This window comes from Bacillus sp. FSL R10-2201 (assembly GCF_038008665.1).
Classification (GTDB): domain Bacteria; phylum Bacillota; class Bacilli; order Bacillales; family Bacillaceae_G; genus Bacillus_A; species Bacillus_A mycoides.
Genome location: NZ_JBBOZP010000001.1, coordinates 1,153,475 through 1,170,492, shown reverse-complemented (window position 1 = coordinate 1,170,492; position 17,018 = coordinate 1,153,475). Strand labels below are relative to the sequence as shown.

The window sequence follows — 17,018 nt, the reverse complement described above, 5'->3', positions numbered from 1 at the left end:
TAGCACCTCAATTTTGGAAATGAGAATCTTTTTCAAGAACATTTGTTTCCAATTATAACAAACAATAATAATTATGTCAAAATAATAATTCTAAATAAGTATTATTTCTAATATGATTCCGAATTTTATATGACAATTTATTTAAGAAAAAGAGCGGCTCACATAAATATAAGCCGCTCTTTCCCTATTCCTTAATATTCACCCCATACTCTTTAAACCAAACATGAATTTGTGCTAAATGAGCTAAAAGTTGAGGACCTGTCATTAATTGACCGAACCACGGTTTTTGAAATGCACTGCCGCCAGACTGGATCAATCCGCTCAATTGCTCCTTATCGAACAATTCATGCAAAATTGAGCCTTTATCCGTTAATAAATCTTGGAGCCATACTGTGACTGCTTTCGTATAGTGCGGGTTATGCGTTTTCGGATACGGACTTTTCTTTCTATACAATATATCATTTGGAAGTAATCCTTCTAAAGCCTTACGCAATAGACCTTTTTCGCGGTTTTTATACATTTTCATTTCCCAAGGAATATTCCACGCATATTCGACAAGTCGGTGGTCCGCAAATGGAACGCGTACTTCTAAGCTTGCCCCCATACTCATACGGTCTTTTCTGTCTAATAATGTTGTCATAAACCATACCATGTTTAAATAAAATAATTGTCGTCTCTTCGCTTCTAATGGGCTTTCTCCCTCTAAAATAGGAACTTCTTGAATGGATTCTTCATAGCGTTGTTGTACATATTGTTGTAAATTTAATTTATTTCTCCATTCTTTCTTCAGAAGTTGTTCACGCGCTTCTGTAGAACGCATCCACGGAAATGCACTTGATTGTAAATCATCTTCTCTATAAAACCACGGATAACCGCCGAATATTTCATCTGCACATTCTCCAGATAAACCGACGACAAAATCTTGTTTTATTTCACGGCAAAACCATAATAATGAAGAATCAATATCTGCCATACCAGGCAAATCGCGAACGAGTACTGCTTCTGTTAAATACTGTGCTAGTTGTTCATTAGAAATGACGCAGCGATGATGAATTGTTTGAAATGTCTCTGTCATTAAATTAATAAATGGTGCATCTGAATTCGGCTGAAACGCATTCGCTTTAAAATATTTGTCGTTATCTTCATAGTCAACAGAATACGTGTGCAATTGACCTTTCCCTGATCTTTCATACTCTTTCGCGGCAATTGCTGTGATAGCACTTGAATCTACACCTCCTGATAAAAAAGTGCATAGTGGTACGTCAGAAACTAATTGTCTCGTAATCGCATCTTGTAATAAAAAACGAGTTTTCTCTACTGTTTCTTCAAATGAATCTTCATGTTTTTTACTTTCTACATTCCAATATCTCCATATGCATAAACCGTCTTTTGAGAACGTCATTGCATGACCCGGACGCAGTTCTTGAATACCAGCATATACACCGTGACCAGGCGTTCTAGATGGTCCGAGGCCAAATATTTCTGACAACCCTTCTAACGTTACTTCCGCCTTCACATCTGGATGCACTAGTATCGCTTTTAACTCTGAACCAAATAATAATCGTCCGCTATCATATTTATAAAAAAGCGGTTTTACACCTAATCGATCTCTGGCAATAAAGACTCGTTCATTTTTCTCATCCCATACTGCAAACGCATATATACCGTTTAAATGATCGACACATTCTTCTTTCCATTCAATATAAGATGCCAATAGTACTTCTGTATCGGAATGCCCTTTAAATGTATAACCTCTTCTTAATAACTCTTTGCGAATATCTTCTGTATTGTAGAGCTCTCCGTTATAGCAAATCGCATAACTCGTTTCGTTTTTTAAACAAGTCATGGGTTGTTTACCACCTTCAGGATCTACAACGATTAACCGTTTATGCCCAAATGCGACGTTCCCTTTAATCCAAACTTTATTATCATCTGGACCGCGTTTCGCTAGCGTTTCCGCCATCTTCGTCACGATGTCCCTTTCCCCTTCTAATGAGCGTTTATAATCCACCCATCCTGTAATCCCGCACATAAGAATCATCCTTCCTAATCTAATATCTGTTTCTGAACGTGCAGTAATCCCCACCCTATGAGTGCGGATACATAAAAACAACAAACTTGACGATAACTAACTATCCATATATGGAATAGCAGTTTCACAGTGTAAAGCGTGTTTTATTGTATGCCCATCTATCTTTAGGTGTGTCTAGTTATAAAGAACGTACGAACTGTCCATAACAAGAATAACTATTTCTATAAAAGGAGAAATGAACTATGATACAACGCAAACATATTTTGTATAACCAACCGCGCGCTCATACAGTCGGTAATGTAGAATATATAAACAAAGAATGGGTATTCTTTGATGATGAAAATGATGAGGCTTTTCTATTAGAAGATATTGCTGAAGATGGTTTTGAAATTTTATATAACAACAATTGGCTACCAGCTCGTTTTTATGAACAAGACATATTACAAATTGCAAATGAACAACATTCTCTCCAAAACGGAGAAATGATACGAATTCGTAAAAAATTACTTCTTAGCTATAATGAATGGCTTGAGGAATTACCTGACTCTGTCTTTACATTATTAACTGAGGCATTACAATCGCTTCATTACTCTTTATATGATTGCATGTATTGTCATAATTATTTATCCTTCTTGCCAAAAGAGGAAGCATGCGAAGGAGTAAATATTCTTTTATTCGATAACGACGAAATGATTTGTACATTGCAGCATCATTTTGTACGCCACTCTTCCTCTAATAAAAATATTTTGCGATTTACGAAAGTAAACGGAGAAGAGTTGCATATTGATGCGACATAAAATAAAAACCACCTTATCTCCCAAATATTTGAGATCATAAGGTGGTTTTATTTTTTATTAGAATACTTGCCAACCAATCGGTAATTTCAGTCCAAGGTAAAATACCGCTACTAGTGCAACAATAAATAATCCCCAAAATGCCCCTGTTGCTTTGTTCTTGCTCATTTTCACAAGAACCATTTCCATTCCAGCGATTACTAATATACCAGCTAGCATTTTCATGCCGTACCACATGTGCATGCTACCTGTTGCCGTCTTCACAATACTCATGTACAACATGAAACCGGTCACAATAATGATGATATACATAAGGCGAAGCCCCATATGTACACCTTTACCTTTTCTTCCTGCTGAATAAAGTGAATACGCAACGAAGAATAAAATTAATCCTAACGCCCATGCTGTAATATGCATATGTACCATCGTATCCCTGCCTCCTCTTTTTCACACTTTTTCACTCTATATGATAACATGTTCATATATTTTCAGGAAATGTTTCGCTTTTTTATATTTAAATGCTATAATATTTAGAGTATTTACAAACTTCTTGTAATAACAAAAGGGGGAACAATCATGATTCAAACTAAGGATATTATCGAACTTACAGACACATACGGGGCAAATAACTACCATCCACTTCCAATCGTTATTTCTAAAGCAGAAGGCGTTTGGGTAGAAGATCCTGAAGGAAACCGCTATATGGACTTATTAAGTGCATATTCTGCAGTAAACCAAGGTCATCGTCATCCAAAAATCATTAACGCTTTAATTGACCAAGCTAATCGAGTGACGTTAACTTCTCGTGCTTTCCATAGCGATCAATTAGGTCCTTGGTACGAAAAAGTTGCGAAACTAACAAATAAAAATATGGTACTTCCTATGAATACAGGCGCAGAGGCTGTTGAAACTGCAATTAAAACAGCTCGTCGCTGGGCTTATGATGTGAAAAAGGTAGAAGCAAACCGTGCAGAAATCATCGTTTGTGAAGATAACTTCCACGGACGTACAATGGGTGCTGTTTCTATGTCATCAAACGAAGAGTACAAGCGCGGCTTCGGTCCAATGCTTCCTGGCATTATTGTAATTCCTTATGGTGATTTAGAAGCGTTAAAAGCTGCGATTACACCAAATACAGCTGCATTCATTTTAGAGCCAATCCAAGGTGAAGCAGGAATTAACATTCCACCAGCTGGTTTCTTACAAGAAGCTTTTGAAGTATGTAAAAAAGAAAACGTTTTATTCGTAGCAGATGAAATCCAAACAGGCTTAGGCCGTACGGGTAAAGTATTTGCTTGTGACTGGGACAATGTAACTCCTGACATGTACATACTTGGTAAAGCACTTGGCGGCGGCGTATTCCCAATCTCTTGTGTTGCAGCAAACAGCGACATTTTAGGTGTATTCGAGCCAGGTTCTCACGGTTCTACATTCGGTGGTAACCCACTTGCATGTGCTGTTTCTATTGCAGCTCTTGAAGTATTAGAAGAAGAAAAATTAACAGAGCGTTCTCTTCAATTAGGAGAAAAACTAGTTGGGCAATTAAAAGAAATTGATAACCCAATGATTACTGACATTCGCGGTAAAGGTTTATTCATCGGTATCGAATTAAACGAGCCAGCTCGTCCTTACTGTGAACAACTAAAAGCAGCTGGGCTATTATGTAAAGAAACACACGAAAACGTAATTCGTATTGCACCACCTCTAGTAATCTCTGAAGAAGATTTAGAGTGGGCGTTCCAAAAAATTAAAGCTGTACTATCTTAATCATAGTGAGGTTGTCCTAAATATAGGACAACCTCTTTCTTTTTTTAGTAGTTTATCGTAAAATAAAATTGAATATTCTGTTTTTGTTAAAAAGGGGGTAACTGTATGCTATTGAAATACGGTAAACACATTAACAATTTAGCTACAATTTTTATTTCTATGACATTCATCGGCTTCATATTATCTACAACTTTACTCAGTCATTATTCAACTCCTAATACATTCACACTACTCAAAACATCATTTTGGGCTGCTGTTTTCCTTACAATTATCGGTTTTGGCCGTGAGAGAAGCGCACTTGCAGTTATGCTAATTGGAATTTGTACTTTAGCATTAATCGGATTGTATATTTTCGCCATCATAGATTACTCCGTTAATCCACGCCCATAGAAAAGAGCTATCTTTTCACAAGATAGCTCTTTTTTCATTTCACTATATTTTTTAACGTACCAATTCCCTCTACTGTAATAACAACTTCATCACCAGCATGTAAAAATTTCGGTGGTGTAAAACCTTTACCAACACCAGCTGGTGTCCCTGTTGCAATGATATCTCCTGGCTCTAATGTCATGCCTTTACTTATAGTTGAAATAATTTCTTCTACTGAAAAAATCATTTCTCTCGTATTTGAAGTTTGCCTTACTTCTCCATTTACCACTGTTTCAATGTGTAATGCATTCGGCGTTCTAACCATCGATTTATGAATTAAATACGGTCCCATCGGACAAAATGTATCGAAACTTTTCCCTAGGAAAAATTGTTTATGTTTTCTTTGAATATCCCGAGCAGTTACATCATTTATAACTGTATATCCAAAAACATGATCAAGAGCTTTTTCTATTTTTATTTGTTTCCCTCGCTTACCGATAACGATTGCTAGTTCACCTTCATAATCAAGTTCATTCGTCGCGTGAGGGTGACCATTAATTTGCTCATCAATTCCAATCACTGTTGTTGGCGCCTTTGTAAAAATCATTATATTTTCAGGGATAGACTCTACTCCGCCCATTTCTACCGCATGCTCACGATAGTTCTTTCCAACACAAAGAATATTTTTTCTCGGCCTTGGAATCGGTGCTAATATTTTCACCTCTGCTAACGGATAATACGCCGATCCCGCATTTTCCTTCGCCCAATTTACAATATCGTACACTTTCTCAAGACATTCGCTTCCTCTTTCAATACACTCTAACATGGTAATTGGGATAGTAACCTTTTCCCCTTTTTGTCTTTGCGCTTCTCTTAAATGTAATACCTTTTCTTCCTCTTCATCCACAATACCTACAAACACTTTTTCTTCTTTCTTCGCCGTTACAAAACGCAACATTTCCACTCTCCATCCTAAAACTCATACCCTATAATTGTATTCGCATCCTTAAGAAAAAAACCTTCTTACACACGCTAATTTTTACAATATTCAACCATTCTTACATTTGTTCCTCATCCGTTATTTGACATAAAATGTAGAAATTATACTTTTTTTAGCGAAGATGTTTCTTTTTTATGGGATTTTTGTATAATATGTACTACATATATACATAAAATTTATTGAGAGATGGAGCCGATTTCAATGTTTGAGCAAGCTATCGAAAAAAAACGCGAAAAAATGATCTATTTTGCTGAACGCTACGGAATGACTTCTCAAAAAACAGTAGATTGTAGCCAGGAATTGGACAGGCTCTTAAATGTTGTTTGGCCTATACATACAGATTGCACACATACTCAAATGTTCGAAACACATACGCAATAACGTATGTGTTTCTTTTATTTCGAAAAAATACACATTTTATTGAAAACGCCCATACAATAGTAGAAAAGAAAATTTTAAAAACGAAAGGTGTTTTGTATGCCAGCTATGGTCGGACATATTCGTATCGTTAATATTGGATCAAGTGGTATTTTTCATATTGGAGATGTATTTGCGATTAGGCCTATTAGTTATTCACGCGCTTTTGCCGGAGCCGGTTCATTTAATGTTGGGGATAACGTCTCTGTCTACAATTATCAAAGCTCAACGACCGTCAATGATTCAGATGTAATTGATCAAGCAATAATTGGTTCGAACTAAAGGGGGCGATTGCATTGAATTTTTATGTGAACCAAAGTATCATCATTAACAGCATTAAAATCGATAGCATTACGACCTCTTCCGTTTTTCAAATTGGAACTGCAGGTAGTATTAAGGCTCTTTCTAAATTCTCAAATTCTGGCGGATTTACAGAACCGCTTCGCCCTTTACATGCGAAAGGACAAATTATTTCCATCAAACCATCAACTAGTTCTTCTTAAGGTATCCTTGTCATAAATATATAGCAGGAATATATTTCCCCTCCCTATTGAAAAGGAGGTTTCACAAATGAATCAAGATATATATACTTACCTACACCAACTTCAACAAGCTCTCCAAATACAGCAGCAAACTATTCTAAACCTTGAAGAGCAAGTTCGCCTACTACAAGAAGAGCTTAATGAGTTAAAAAGTCGTCCCTCCTCTTCTATAGGAAAAGTGGAATATAAATTCGATCAATTAAAAGTAGAAAATTTAAACGGCACTTTAAATATTGGCTTGAATCCATTTTCAACAAAAGGGCAACAAATTGAAGATTTTCAAGTGGATACAGAAACATTAAAAGTAAATCCTGAAACAGAAACAAATCCAGACTTTTATCAAGGTATCCTCCAAGAAATGCATCGCTATTTAGATGAAGAAGCATATAGTCGAATTCTCCATTTTGAACAAGAAGAGAGAACGCCGCTTGATGAGATGTATCGACAAATGATGGTGGATGACATAAAAAAACAGATGGAACATAGACTTCCATATTATTTATCACAAGTTCAATCGTATGAGGGTATTTCCACAGATCCCGATTATTTACGAGACATCATTATTCAAGCGATGAAACAAGATATTGACAAGGCGTTCCTTTCCTTTATTCAACACATACCGGGCAATTTCCGAAAGGAGTGAGTATGCATGAATTTAAATGTTGTAAACCGCGAGTTAAAAGTAGGCCAGATTAAAATGAACGGGGTTTCTTCTTCCGCATTATTTTTAATTGGAGATGCAAACCTTCTCATCCTTTCTTCTATTCTTGATACGCCATTCGAATCTGTTACAGAGGGACCATTTGTACCATTAGTAACAGATGTCCCTCCGACTCCAGGTTGAGGAGAGGAAAAATTATGCTCCGTCATACTTCAATTGTACAAAATGTTTCTATCGTTTCTATGGGGGTTGCAGCTGTCTTCCAGGCCGGGGATTCTAATCAAATAGAATTAAAAAATAGAGCACTTATCGTTCATCGAGAAATCCCTTGTTATATAAAAGGTGAAGGTCGTTTTGATGCGTTTGAAATCTTTACAGATGAGTACATTACAATTCCAAAGCGAACGACAGATGTAAAACTAAATATTGTAAATGAGTGCCCTTTTATTGAAGTAAATGATGTTCACTTGCGAACCCTTTTAAATTCCGCGTGCTTCCAAATCGGCAATGTTGACTATGTTTTTAATAATTCTCGCACGCTACAAATCCGCCAATTTATTACTGATGAACCTTCCTCTAAATAATTCATATAGTAATTAAAAAGCTTAGTAAAGTAGGTGGATGGTATGCCTTCGGTTGTAGGAAATCTTGTCGTTCAAAACAGTAACGGCTCTTTCAACTTAGGAGATTTTTATAACGTGTCTCCGAAAGAAAATACGAAAGCTTATAACGGCTCTGGGGCTTCCAATGTCGGATTTGTCGTCAACACTTTTAGCGGCGTTAGCGCAACAAATACATTTGATTCGGACGTTGCAGACCAAGATCAAATTGGAACAGCGTAAAAAAGAAACAGCTTTAGCTCTATTTTGTGTAGAGCTAGGGCTGTTTCTTTTAATTTTAACATCTTACATATTTACGTTTGAATCCGAGTCTTCCTCTATCAAGTTCTTTATGAATACTTTCGTAAGCATTTAGAAAACTACTTTTCTTGTTATCCCGTTTTAGTTCTACTATGCCTACTTCCTTTGCGGTTTCAACTGCCTTTTCATGTAGCGGCACATATGAAATCCCCACAGTGTTTAGAAAATTATTCATAGCGGATTTCGTACGTTCTGGCGCATCATAAATTGTATTTTTTACAACTTCTAGCATATTGGCAATCTTACTTTCGGAAAATTCATGGTCTTTTCGATTCCCTAAAAGCCAGCAGTAGCAACTCCATCCCGCTGACATTCTTAGTTCGTCACCACTTGCAATCCATTTATCAGCAACGTCTTGTGCAAAATCTGACTCTGATAAAGTTACTGCTACCACATAATCGGACAGCATATAAAAGTACGCCCCATCCATCCAACGATCAAAATCCGATTCTTTCATAGTTTTTGGATCTGCAATAATGCCTGCAAAGTACATCGCATCATAGTTACCTGTAGCATAAAGCTCTTCAGCTAAACTTTGATTGATTTTTATTTTCTTCGCGATTGGTTTCATAGCACCTGTAGCTACGCCAAAAAGTGGCTCCTTTGCACCATTGGATATGTATATTTTTTTAGTTCGTTCCTTGCCGAGAGTTTCAAGCTCTTGCATTACTGTTTCAAAATCCATCGTGTTGCACTTCCTTCCTTAATATTATAATCAATCCGCTTATATTCTTGATCCATCTTTTAAATCGTTTTGTCCATCGATTTACGATTTTCAAAATGGGATTTCGTTATACGCGTTTATCTAGCTAATTAATACCGATTATAAAAACTAATCATTAATGAAGATGCTACTCCCTGCTAATGATTAGTTTTTTTATTTAAATGATAATCCCTTATCTTCTAAAGCCGCTCTCAATTTAGGTAAAGATGCTGGTCCTATACCGTGCAGTTTCAAAATTTCTTTTTCACTATACTTTGAAAGTTCTGCTTCAGTCGTTATTCCATAGTGCTCTAACGCTCGCCTTGCTGGTGCTGAAAGAAGAGAAAGAAAGCCTTCTTTTGGCTTTCTCTCTTTCTCACAGGTTGGGCAAGTTGGACAATCGCTACTTTTGTAGTACTCGTGTCCTTGATCACAAGTTCTTAACGTCGCCATAATCCATAACCCCTTTCTAAGCTCTATTCGTCAATATTTACAACATGATTTCCATCAAAGAAATATAAACATTTCTCTTTCACAGGATGTTTTAAGCTTTTCTCGAGTGCTTTTGCATATAGTGAAAGCTGTACTTTGTATCGGTCTTCTAAAATTGGTTTCGCTTGATCAAATCCGCCTGGGAACTTTCCTTCAATCGTATCTGTTTTAAAGTCGATTAAAGTAATTCCGTCTTCCTCTTCGATCATGCAGTCGATAACCCCTTGGACAAGTATTGATTCGCCTTTCTTCCCTTGCCAATCTTGATACGCTTCTTCTGCTGAAAGCATCATCGTAAATGGTACTTCGCGCTCAACACTTTTTGCTGCTAATACCCTTTTACCTAAGTCACTGTCAAAGAATGAAATTACCTTTTCAATCGCTATTTCTTCAGCTTGTTCAAATGTTAATAGTTCTTTATTTACCATTCTTGCAATTTGTTCTTGAAGAACTTCAATCGTAATTGGTTTCTTCAAATCTACATGCTGCATAACGGCATGGACTGCTGTCCCTCGCTCTGCGTATGTTAGCCCTTTTTTCTCCATAAAGCGCGGACGTGTTTTAATTGGTGCACGAAGTTTTTTAATAAAGGCGTTATCGCTACCTTCTTCAGATTGATAATTTCTCTTTATTTCTGTAACAGACTGTTTCGCACGGTGAGATGTCGCGTCCGCATACCCGTATTCCCACATCAATCTGTCATACACTTCTTCTTTCCGTTCACTTTCTAACGGAACAGCTTTTTTATCGCGAAGCGCTTCTAATAACTCTTGTTTCTCTTCTTGAACCGGTTCTGGTGCAAGTAAATCTTTTCCTTCAACAACTTCCACTTTCCAGCTAGCACTATATTCATAAATTTCGCCTGGAATATTTCCTTGTCCTAATTCAAGAAGCATTTCACTATCACGGTGTCTATATAAGGAAGGTGCAATCCAGTCTAAGTAGCAAGACGCTCCGGCACGAATATGGTCTGGTAATAACCATTCACTATGCTCTCTTGCATCGAGCCATTTTTCCATTTCTTTATTGGCATCTTTAACTGTTCCAATTAAAATTAACTTCTCTTTTGCACGTGTTAACGCTACGTATAGTACGCGCATTTCTTCCGCAATTAATTCCATCTTCATTTTACGCTTAATCGCTAGTTGCGATAATGTCGTATATTTAATTCGTTTACGAGGATCGATAAATTGTGAACCGAAACCGAAATCTTTATGAAGTAAGAAACGCTTCATTAAATCTTGTGTATTAAAACGGCGACCAAGTCCAGCTACAAATACGACTGGGAACTCTAGCCCTTTACTTTTATGAATCGTCATAATGCGAACAACATCTTCTTGTTCTCCGAGGGCTCTCGCCGTTCCCATATCATCTCCGCGTTCTAAAATACGCTCAATAAAGCGCAAGAAGCGGAATAATCCTCTAAACGATGTTGCTTCATATTGTCTTGCACGGTCATATAGTACGCGTAAGTTTGCCTGCCTTTGCTTTCCGGCTGGTAAACCGCCGACAAAGTCGTAATAGCCTGTCTCACCGTACACTTTCCAAATTAAATCAGAAAGAGATTGTTGACGCGCAAATTCACGCCACCCTTGCAGTAAGTTATAAAACCACTCTAATTTATCATGCAGTTCTTGTTCTTCTTCAAGCGGCGCTCCCTTTAAGAATGAGCTCATCACTTCATAAAACGAGCCTTTCTTTCCATGAGCACGAAGCGTCGCAAGTTCTTCGTCATTTAGTCCAACGATCGGTGAACGAAGTACAGCTGCAAGCGGAATATCTTGCATCGGGTTATCAATGACGCGGAATACGTTCATCATAATATTTACTTCTGTCGCTTCAAAGTAACCAGTCGCAAGGTCAGCATATACCGGAATTCCTTGTAGTTTTAACTCTTCCATAATTTGCGGCGCCCATGGCATCGAGCGAAGTAAAATAACGAAATCACGATATTGCACTGGGCGCATACTATCAGTTTTACGATCATACACTTCATAGCCTGAATCGACCATTGCTTTAATACGCTGCGCCATAAGACGAGCTTCAAGCTGCGCTTTTTCTACTTCGGCACCTTCTTCACCGTCTTGCACTTCTTCCTCAGTTTGCTGAATACATAATAGCTCTGCCGCTACATCTTCACCTTCTGGATAGCTAGCACCTAGCTTTAATTCAGCGTCAGCATCATAATCGATTTCGCCGACTTCTTCGCCCATAATTTGTTTGAAAATAAAGTTCGTACCTGCTAGCACTTCATGACGGCTACGGAAGTTTTTCGCTAAGTCAATCTTCATTCCGCCGCCCGATCCTTCTTGTGTGAAACGTTTATATTTTCCTAAGAATAAACCAGGCTCTGCTAGTCGGAAACGATAGATTGACTGTTTTACGTCACCAACCATGAACAAGTTTCCTTCACTCTCAGAATCTTTCGTTACGAATTTAATAATTGATTCCTGTACGAAGTTCGTATCTTGATATTCATCAACTAGTACTTCAGCAAATTTATTACGATATTGAAGTGCTACTGCTGACGGCTTCATTTCACCGCCTTCACTTTGCTCGCTTAAAATTTGCAAACAGAAATGCTCTAAATCTGTGAAATCGACCATTCCTTTATCTCGCTTAATCGCTTGGAAACGCTCTGTAAATACTTTTACAAGCTTCACGAGTTTTTCTAATACAGGATGCATATCTTGAAAATCTCGTAAGAAACTTTCGGGTCTGCGGCTAAATAGCTCTTCTTGTAATTTCTTCACTTCATCTTTCGCTTTATTACGAAGAGAATCTACTTGTTTTACAACATCTTCGTTGTAATCACTTTTTTTAATACGCTTTAACGTTTGCCACGATACATTTTGCATCGCTTCATAAACGCTTGTCCACGATCCACGAGCTGCTGAGGATAACGTTCCAAGTAAAGCTAAATCCGCTTGTAAAGTTTCAACGCGAGGCGCTGGACCATCAGGAAGCATTGCGAGTTCAGTCGCCTTACGAATATGCTTTTCCGCTGTTTCAAGCTGAAACTTCACATCTTCTAATAAGTAAGAAGCGTACACTAAATCTTCAATCGTCTTTCCTTCAACGTCGTATGCTTCTACTAATTTATCAAGCCACTTCTCCGGGTTTGGATGCGCTCTTGATTCTGTATGAAGCGCTAAAATCATTCGTTGTAAGTCATCGTCACTACGGTCACTCGTATAACGATCAACTAGTTCAAAGAAAATACTATTATCTTCGATTCCATATTCTTCTTCTAATATGTCATCTAGCACTTCTTCTTTTAATAACTCATTTTCTGTTTGGTTCGCAATACGAAAACGAGGATCGACATCAAGCATGTAATAATATCCTCTAATAACTTGTAAACAAAATGAATGAATTGTAGAAATGGAAGCTTTATTTAATAAGCTAAGCTGCTTTCTTATATGCTGTGAACCTGGCCCATCAATTAATACTTTTTCTAACGCTTCCCCAATTCGATTTTTCATTTCTTGCGCTGCTGCATTCGTAAATGTTACAACGAGCAGGCGGTCGACATCGACTGGATTTTCCTCACTTATAATCTTTTTAATAATACGTTCAACTAATACCGCTGTTTTCCCTGATCCAGCTGCCGCTGCGACTAAAATATCACGTCCGTTCGCTACAACCGCTTTCCACTGGTCATCTGTCCATTGACTACCTTCTGGTTTCTGAGGCCAATTTTCTATCATTCTCCGCCAACCTCCTCTCTAATTTTCTCCATCGCTTCGCTATCTTTCATATCTTTTAACGTACGGAATTGGTTATCTTCAAGTGATTCATCAAATTGACAAACAGATTTGAAGTTACAGAACGTACATGCCGCTTTATTCCCCTTTTTGTAAGGAGCAATATCAATAACACCTTCTGTAATGTCTTTTCCGATATTTTCAAACGAGTGGTGTACATATTTTTGAAGTACGTTAAACTCTTGTTCACTTGCAATGCTAGAACGCGCACTAAAACTACCATCTTTTTTCAGACCAGCAGAAATAATATCAGAGCTTCCTGTTGAAAGTTTATTATCCATTAAACGCACAACGTCAGCATCTCCTAGTACGAGACCTTTCATTTTAAATTTCTTTAAAATTTCTTTCTCAATTTCTTCTTCAGATGCATCGCCTTTCATCTCAACAATCGGGTTATGAATATGGAAATACAATACACCCGCCGGTGATGCAGTACTGCCCTTTTTCATCCACGTATGTGCATTTGAAGTAACAACATCTAAATACGTTAACATTTGAAGTGCGAGTCCGTAATACACTTCTGTTAAATCTAACGCTTTCGAACTTGATTTATAATCAATAATACGAAGGAACGTACCACTCTCATCTTCCGCCTTATCAACACGGTCAATACGGCCAACTACTTCCATCTTCACACCATTTGGCAACGCAAATTCCATTGGCGGAAGAGATCCAGTCCCGCCCATACCGAACGGTACTTCTAAATCAACTGGTACAAATCCACTCGACTTCGCATGTTCACGAAGAATAAGTGACGTACGGAAAATGATTTGTTGTAGTTTTTGCTTTAAATAGAAATGACGGTTCGAACTTAATAAAATTTGTCTTTGTAATAACGGTGCAATTTCTTCTATTACTAAAGCAGAAAGGTGTTCACACTCTTTTATTGATAAATCCGCCCAAGTCCGATTTTCACGTAATAGCTTGTCTGCAATTCTCTTCAGCGCTGCATGGAATAATTCACCGATATCTGGCGCATCAAGTTTGAAAATATCACGCTCTCTTAGCGATAAACCGTGCTGGGCAAAATGAGCGTACGCACAACGGTTAAATAGTTCCATACGAGAAACGCTTCCCTTAATTGTATCTCCATATAAATCCCTACTTACATCTGTACTTAGTTTCTGTGCACGATTTCGGTAGAATAAACTTGATAACACACGGCTACTTTTTTGCTTCCATTCATCTGAAGTAACGTAGAAGTTATATACGTCCCACCAAAAGTCTAAATTCCCTTCAAATCCGTATCGCTTCCACGTTTGCAGTTGCTGCATGACATAAGACAAAGTTACTTCTGGCGTTGCTACGTATGAAATTTGTTCCGAACGCGATAAGTCATTTACATCATTCGTAATAAACGATTCTTTCACATCAGGGAACATTCTTTTTATTTTCTTAATAAAGCTAGACGCAAGTAACGTCTTTCCTTCTTCATCCGCAAGCGGACAAGAAATGTATAACTTCTCAGATGCTCTCGTCACCATTTGATACATAACGAACTGTTCTTCTAATAAAGTTTGTCTCGTCGTTGGTGCTAATTCGATACCTGCAGCGGTGAGAACATTTCTTTCCTCATCAGAAAGCATACCTTCATCCATAGGCGCTGCTGGAATCACACCTTCGTTTACTCCAATAATGAATGTCGCTTTAATATCTGATAATCTAGAATGATCAATATTAGCAACTAACACTTGATCTAGTGACGGCGGAATGTTCGCAAATTGAAGTGCCTCAAGACCTGTCGACATAACCTCCGTAAACATTGAAAGGGACATCTTCTCTTCGCCAAGCATCTCAACGAACGTATCAAGAAGATTCATCACTTCTTCCCATACTTGCTCATGGTCTGTCGCAAATAAGAAATCTCCATTTTCTTCTGCACGAACACGTAATTCTTCTAGTTTTTTCGGAACGTCAAGCTCCTCTAAAAATAAATATACCGCTTCGCACATTTGCATAACTGTTCCAGCACGCTTCAGTCTTTTTTGCATACGAATAACTGGCGTTCTTACAACGTCGCGAAGTCGATTTATTTTCTCTTCCATTTCACGCTCACTGTCTGTTATCATTTCGCTCGCATCATCAAGAGAACGATAACGACGATACATCCACGGATCTTCAGAAGTCCATCTCTTCCCTTGTACACCGTACGCTAAACAGTAGTTTTCAAACTCATCCATCTCTTCGCGCATCGCTTCTTTTCTTGCATCTAATGGATATAAAAGCTCTGTTTTCACGCAGCGGAATACTGCATCATAACGCCAATTCCCGCTAATAATCTCGAGTGCAGAACGAATACATTCTACTAGCGGATGATGTGACATTGGGCGTTTTTCATCGATGAAATGCGGGATATTATAATCCGTAAATAACGTTCGCATTACGTCGTAATAACTTTCTCCGTTACGAAGAAGGACTGCGATATCTCGGTAACGATAGTCTTCATCCGCCACAAGTCTTCTAATTTCACGAGCTACACCTTCTACTTCAGCTCGTAAATTAGCTGCTGTACTAATTGTTACACTCGCTTCACCATGATACTTTTCATTCGGACGCGCTTCATAATGCGTTTCTAAATGAGCTAATGCTGGAGAATGAAAACGCGGTTGTTCCATAAGTGGAATTGTTTTTTCAATTTCTATTTTCTCTTCACGCGCTACTTGTTTTATTTTTTCATACGTTAACGTCGTTTCATAAAATAAATCTAGTTCATTCACTGGCTGCGCTAACGTTTTTTCATCTATCGTTAATGTTATTGTTACTCTTGTTCCTAATCTCATTAGCCCTCTAACGATTTCTAGCTCTTGAGGAGAAAATGAATGGAATCCATCTATATAAATTTCCGCGCCTTTTACATACTCAGAGTCTGAAAGCTTCTCAATTAATAATTGTAAGTAGTCTTCTGAATCTAAATACTTTCCGATTAAAGCACGTTCAAAATCATCATATAATAACTGTAAATCATACACTTTATTCGCTAGTAGCTTTTGCTCTGCACTACTGCTATGCGTGTCTAATTGTTGCCACATTTCATATACGTTAGACGGCGTCACATTGTAACGTTTAAACTCAGCAATCATACTACCAAGATGTTCAAAGAAACCGTTTTGCTCCGCTGCTTTTTGAAACACAGATAGTCCATCTTTACGAGATTCTACAATTTTACGAAGCAACATATGTACACCAGCTTCATCAATATGAAGACGACTCGCTCCGCCAACTTCTTGCAGCACCTTCCACGCTAATCGCGAAAAACTAAAAACTTGTGCCCGAATAGAACCTCTTACATCTTCGCTCCCAATTAACGCCTGCTGCGTTTGGAATGTCATCTGTTCTGGCACAAGATATAATATTGTTTTCCCTCTTGGGCGCTGTTTTAACTCTTCTTGCACTTCGTGTAAACAAAGTGTACTTTTTCCACTTCCAGCTCTACCAATCACAAATCGAAGTGACATGAAACCCCCACCTTTCACTTACATAACGAACGTTAGTTTGCTATCACAATTGTATTATAGGACGATAAAAAAGACAAACATACTCGTTTGTCTTTTCCT

At 37.8% G+C, this 17,018-nt stretch carries 17 protein-coding genes; 10 read left to right on the top strand and 7 right to left on the bottom strand.

All coding sequences use genetic code 11. From position 1 onward, the window contains the following. Positions 1 to 184: 184 nt before the first annotated feature. Entirely contained in the window at positions 185 to 2,032 is a 1,848-nt protein-coding gene (gene asnB / locus NSQ69_RS06035) for an asparagine synthase (glutamine-hydrolyzing) (protein ID WP_002125901.1), read from the bottom strand. Between the two features lie 242 nt (positions 2,033 to 2,274). Between asnB and NSQ69_RS06030 the strand changes: the two genes are divergently transcribed. Continuing rightward, on the top strand, positions 2,275 to 2,829 hold the full coding sequence (locus NSQ69_RS06030) for a DUF2777 domain-containing protein (protein ID WP_002125899.1): 555 nt from the start codon (positions 2,275 to 2,277) through the stop codon (positions 2,827 to 2,829). Between the two features lie 57 nt (positions 2,830 to 2,886). On the opposite strand, the gene NSQ69_RS06025 is transcribed toward NSQ69_RS06030, so the two are convergent. After that, positions 2,887 to 3,252, bottom strand: a complete 366-nt coding sequence (locus NSQ69_RS06025; protein ID WP_000233497.1) for a YisL family protein — start codon at positions 3,250 to 3,252, stop codon at positions 2,887 to 2,889. Between the two features lie 150 nt (positions 3,253 to 3,402). On the opposite strand from NSQ69_RS06025, the gene rocD reads away from it, so the two are divergent. Continuing rightward, a complete protein-coding gene (rocD, locus tag NSQ69_RS06020; protein ID WP_000616665.1) occupies positions 3,403 to 4,593 on the top strand; it encodes an ornithine aminotransferase in 1,191 nt (396 codons plus the stop codon). Between the two features lie 105 nt (positions 4,594 to 4,698). Beyond that, a complete protein-coding gene (locus NSQ69_RS06015; RefSeq protein ID WP_000925332.1) occupies positions 4,699 to 4,983 on the top strand; it encodes a hypothetical protein in 285 nt (94 codons plus the stop codon). A 34-nt stretch (positions 4,984 to 5,017) separates the two neighbouring features. Here the strand turns inward: NSQ69_RS06015 and NSQ69_RS06010 are convergent, their stop codons facing one another. Next, positions 5,018 to 5,920, bottom strand: a complete 903-nt coding sequence (locus tag NSQ69_RS06010) for a fumarylacetoacetate hydrolase family protein (RefSeq protein ID WP_078206356.1) — start codon at positions 5,918 to 5,920, stop codon at positions 5,018 to 5,020. A 243-nt stretch (positions 5,921 to 6,163) separates the two neighbouring features. Between NSQ69_RS06010 and NSQ69_RS06005 the strand changes: the two genes are divergently transcribed. From NSQ69_RS06005 to gerPF, 7 genes are all read left to right on the top strand, one after another. After that, entirely contained in the window at positions 6,164 to 6,343 is a 180-nt protein-coding gene (locus tag NSQ69_RS06005; protein ID WP_002087032.1) for an aspartyl-phosphate phosphatase Spo0E family protein, read from the top strand. A 96-nt stretch (positions 6,344 to 6,439) separates the two neighbouring features. Continuing rightward, positions 6,440 to 6,661: a spore germination protein GerPA gene (gene gerPA, locus NSQ69_RS06000; RefSeq protein ID WP_001111190.1), complete on the top strand. Its 222-nt coding sequence runs from the start codon at positions 6,440 to 6,442 to the stop codon at positions 6,659 to 6,661. A gap of 14 nt (positions 6,662 to 6,675) precedes the next feature. Next, entirely contained in the window at positions 6,676 to 6,882 is a 207-nt protein-coding gene (gene gerPB / locus NSQ69_RS05995; protein ID WP_001012505.1) for a spore germination protein GerPB, read from the top strand. Between the two features lie 67 nt (positions 6,883 to 6,949). Further along, the gene (gerPC, locus tag NSQ69_RS05990; RefSeq protein WP_001070757.1) at positions 6,950 to 7,564 is read left to right on the top strand and encodes a spore germination protein GerPC; all 615 of its coding nucleotides are present in this window, start codon (positions 6,950 to 6,952) and stop codon (positions 7,562 to 7,564) included. A gap of 6 nt (positions 7,565 to 7,570) precedes the next feature. Beyond that, positions 7,571 to 7,765 carry a spore germination protein GerPD gene (gerPD, locus tag NSQ69_RS05985; protein WP_001052805.1) on the top strand — a complete coding sequence of 65 codons (195 nt, stop codon included), beginning with the start codon at positions 7,571 to 7,573 and terminating at the stop codon, positions 7,763 to 7,765. 14 nt (positions 7,766 to 7,779) lie between these two features. Next, complete coding sequence (locus NSQ69_RS05980; RefSeq protein WP_002125894.1) at positions 7,780 to 8,166, top strand: spore germination protein GerPE; 387 nt, start codon at positions 7,780 to 7,782, stop codon at positions 8,164 to 8,166. A gap of 42 nt (positions 8,167 to 8,208) precedes the next feature. After that, positions 8,209 to 8,424, top strand: a complete 216-nt coding sequence (gene gerPF, locus NSQ69_RS05975; protein WP_001141570.1) for a spore germination protein GerPF — start codon at positions 8,209 to 8,211, stop codon at positions 8,422 to 8,424. 55 nt (positions 8,425 to 8,479) lie between these two features. Here the strand turns inward: gerPF and NSQ69_RS05970 are convergent, their stop codons facing one another. From NSQ69_RS05970 to addB, 4 genes are all read right to left on the bottom strand, one after another. After that, the gene (locus NSQ69_RS05970) at positions 8,480 to 9,187 is read right to left on the bottom strand and encodes a DNA alkylation repair protein (RefSeq protein ID WP_002011269.1); all 708 of its coding nucleotides are present in this window, start codon (positions 9,185 to 9,187) and stop codon (positions 8,480 to 8,482) included. Between the two features lie 192 nt (positions 9,188 to 9,379). Then, positions 9,380 to 9,658, bottom strand: a complete 279-nt coding sequence (locus tag NSQ69_RS05965) for an RNA polymerase alpha subunit C-terminal domain-containing protein (protein WP_061675287.1) — start codon at positions 9,656 to 9,658, stop codon at positions 9,380 to 9,382. A gap of 23 nt (positions 9,659 to 9,681) precedes the next feature. Beyond that, entirely contained in the window at positions 9,682 to 13,407 is a 3,726-nt protein-coding gene (addA, locus tag NSQ69_RS05960) for a helicase-exonuclease AddAB subunit AddA (protein WP_002125881.1), read from the bottom strand. Next, positions 13,404 to 16,919, bottom strand: a complete 3,516-nt coding sequence (gene addB / locus NSQ69_RS05955) for a helicase-exonuclease AddAB subunit AddB (RefSeq protein ID WP_002125879.1) — start codon at positions 16,917 to 16,919, stop codon at positions 13,404 to 13,406. The genes addA and addB overlap by 4 nt, the downstream gene beginning before the upstream one ends. Positions 16,920 to 17,018 lie beyond the last annotated feature (99 nt).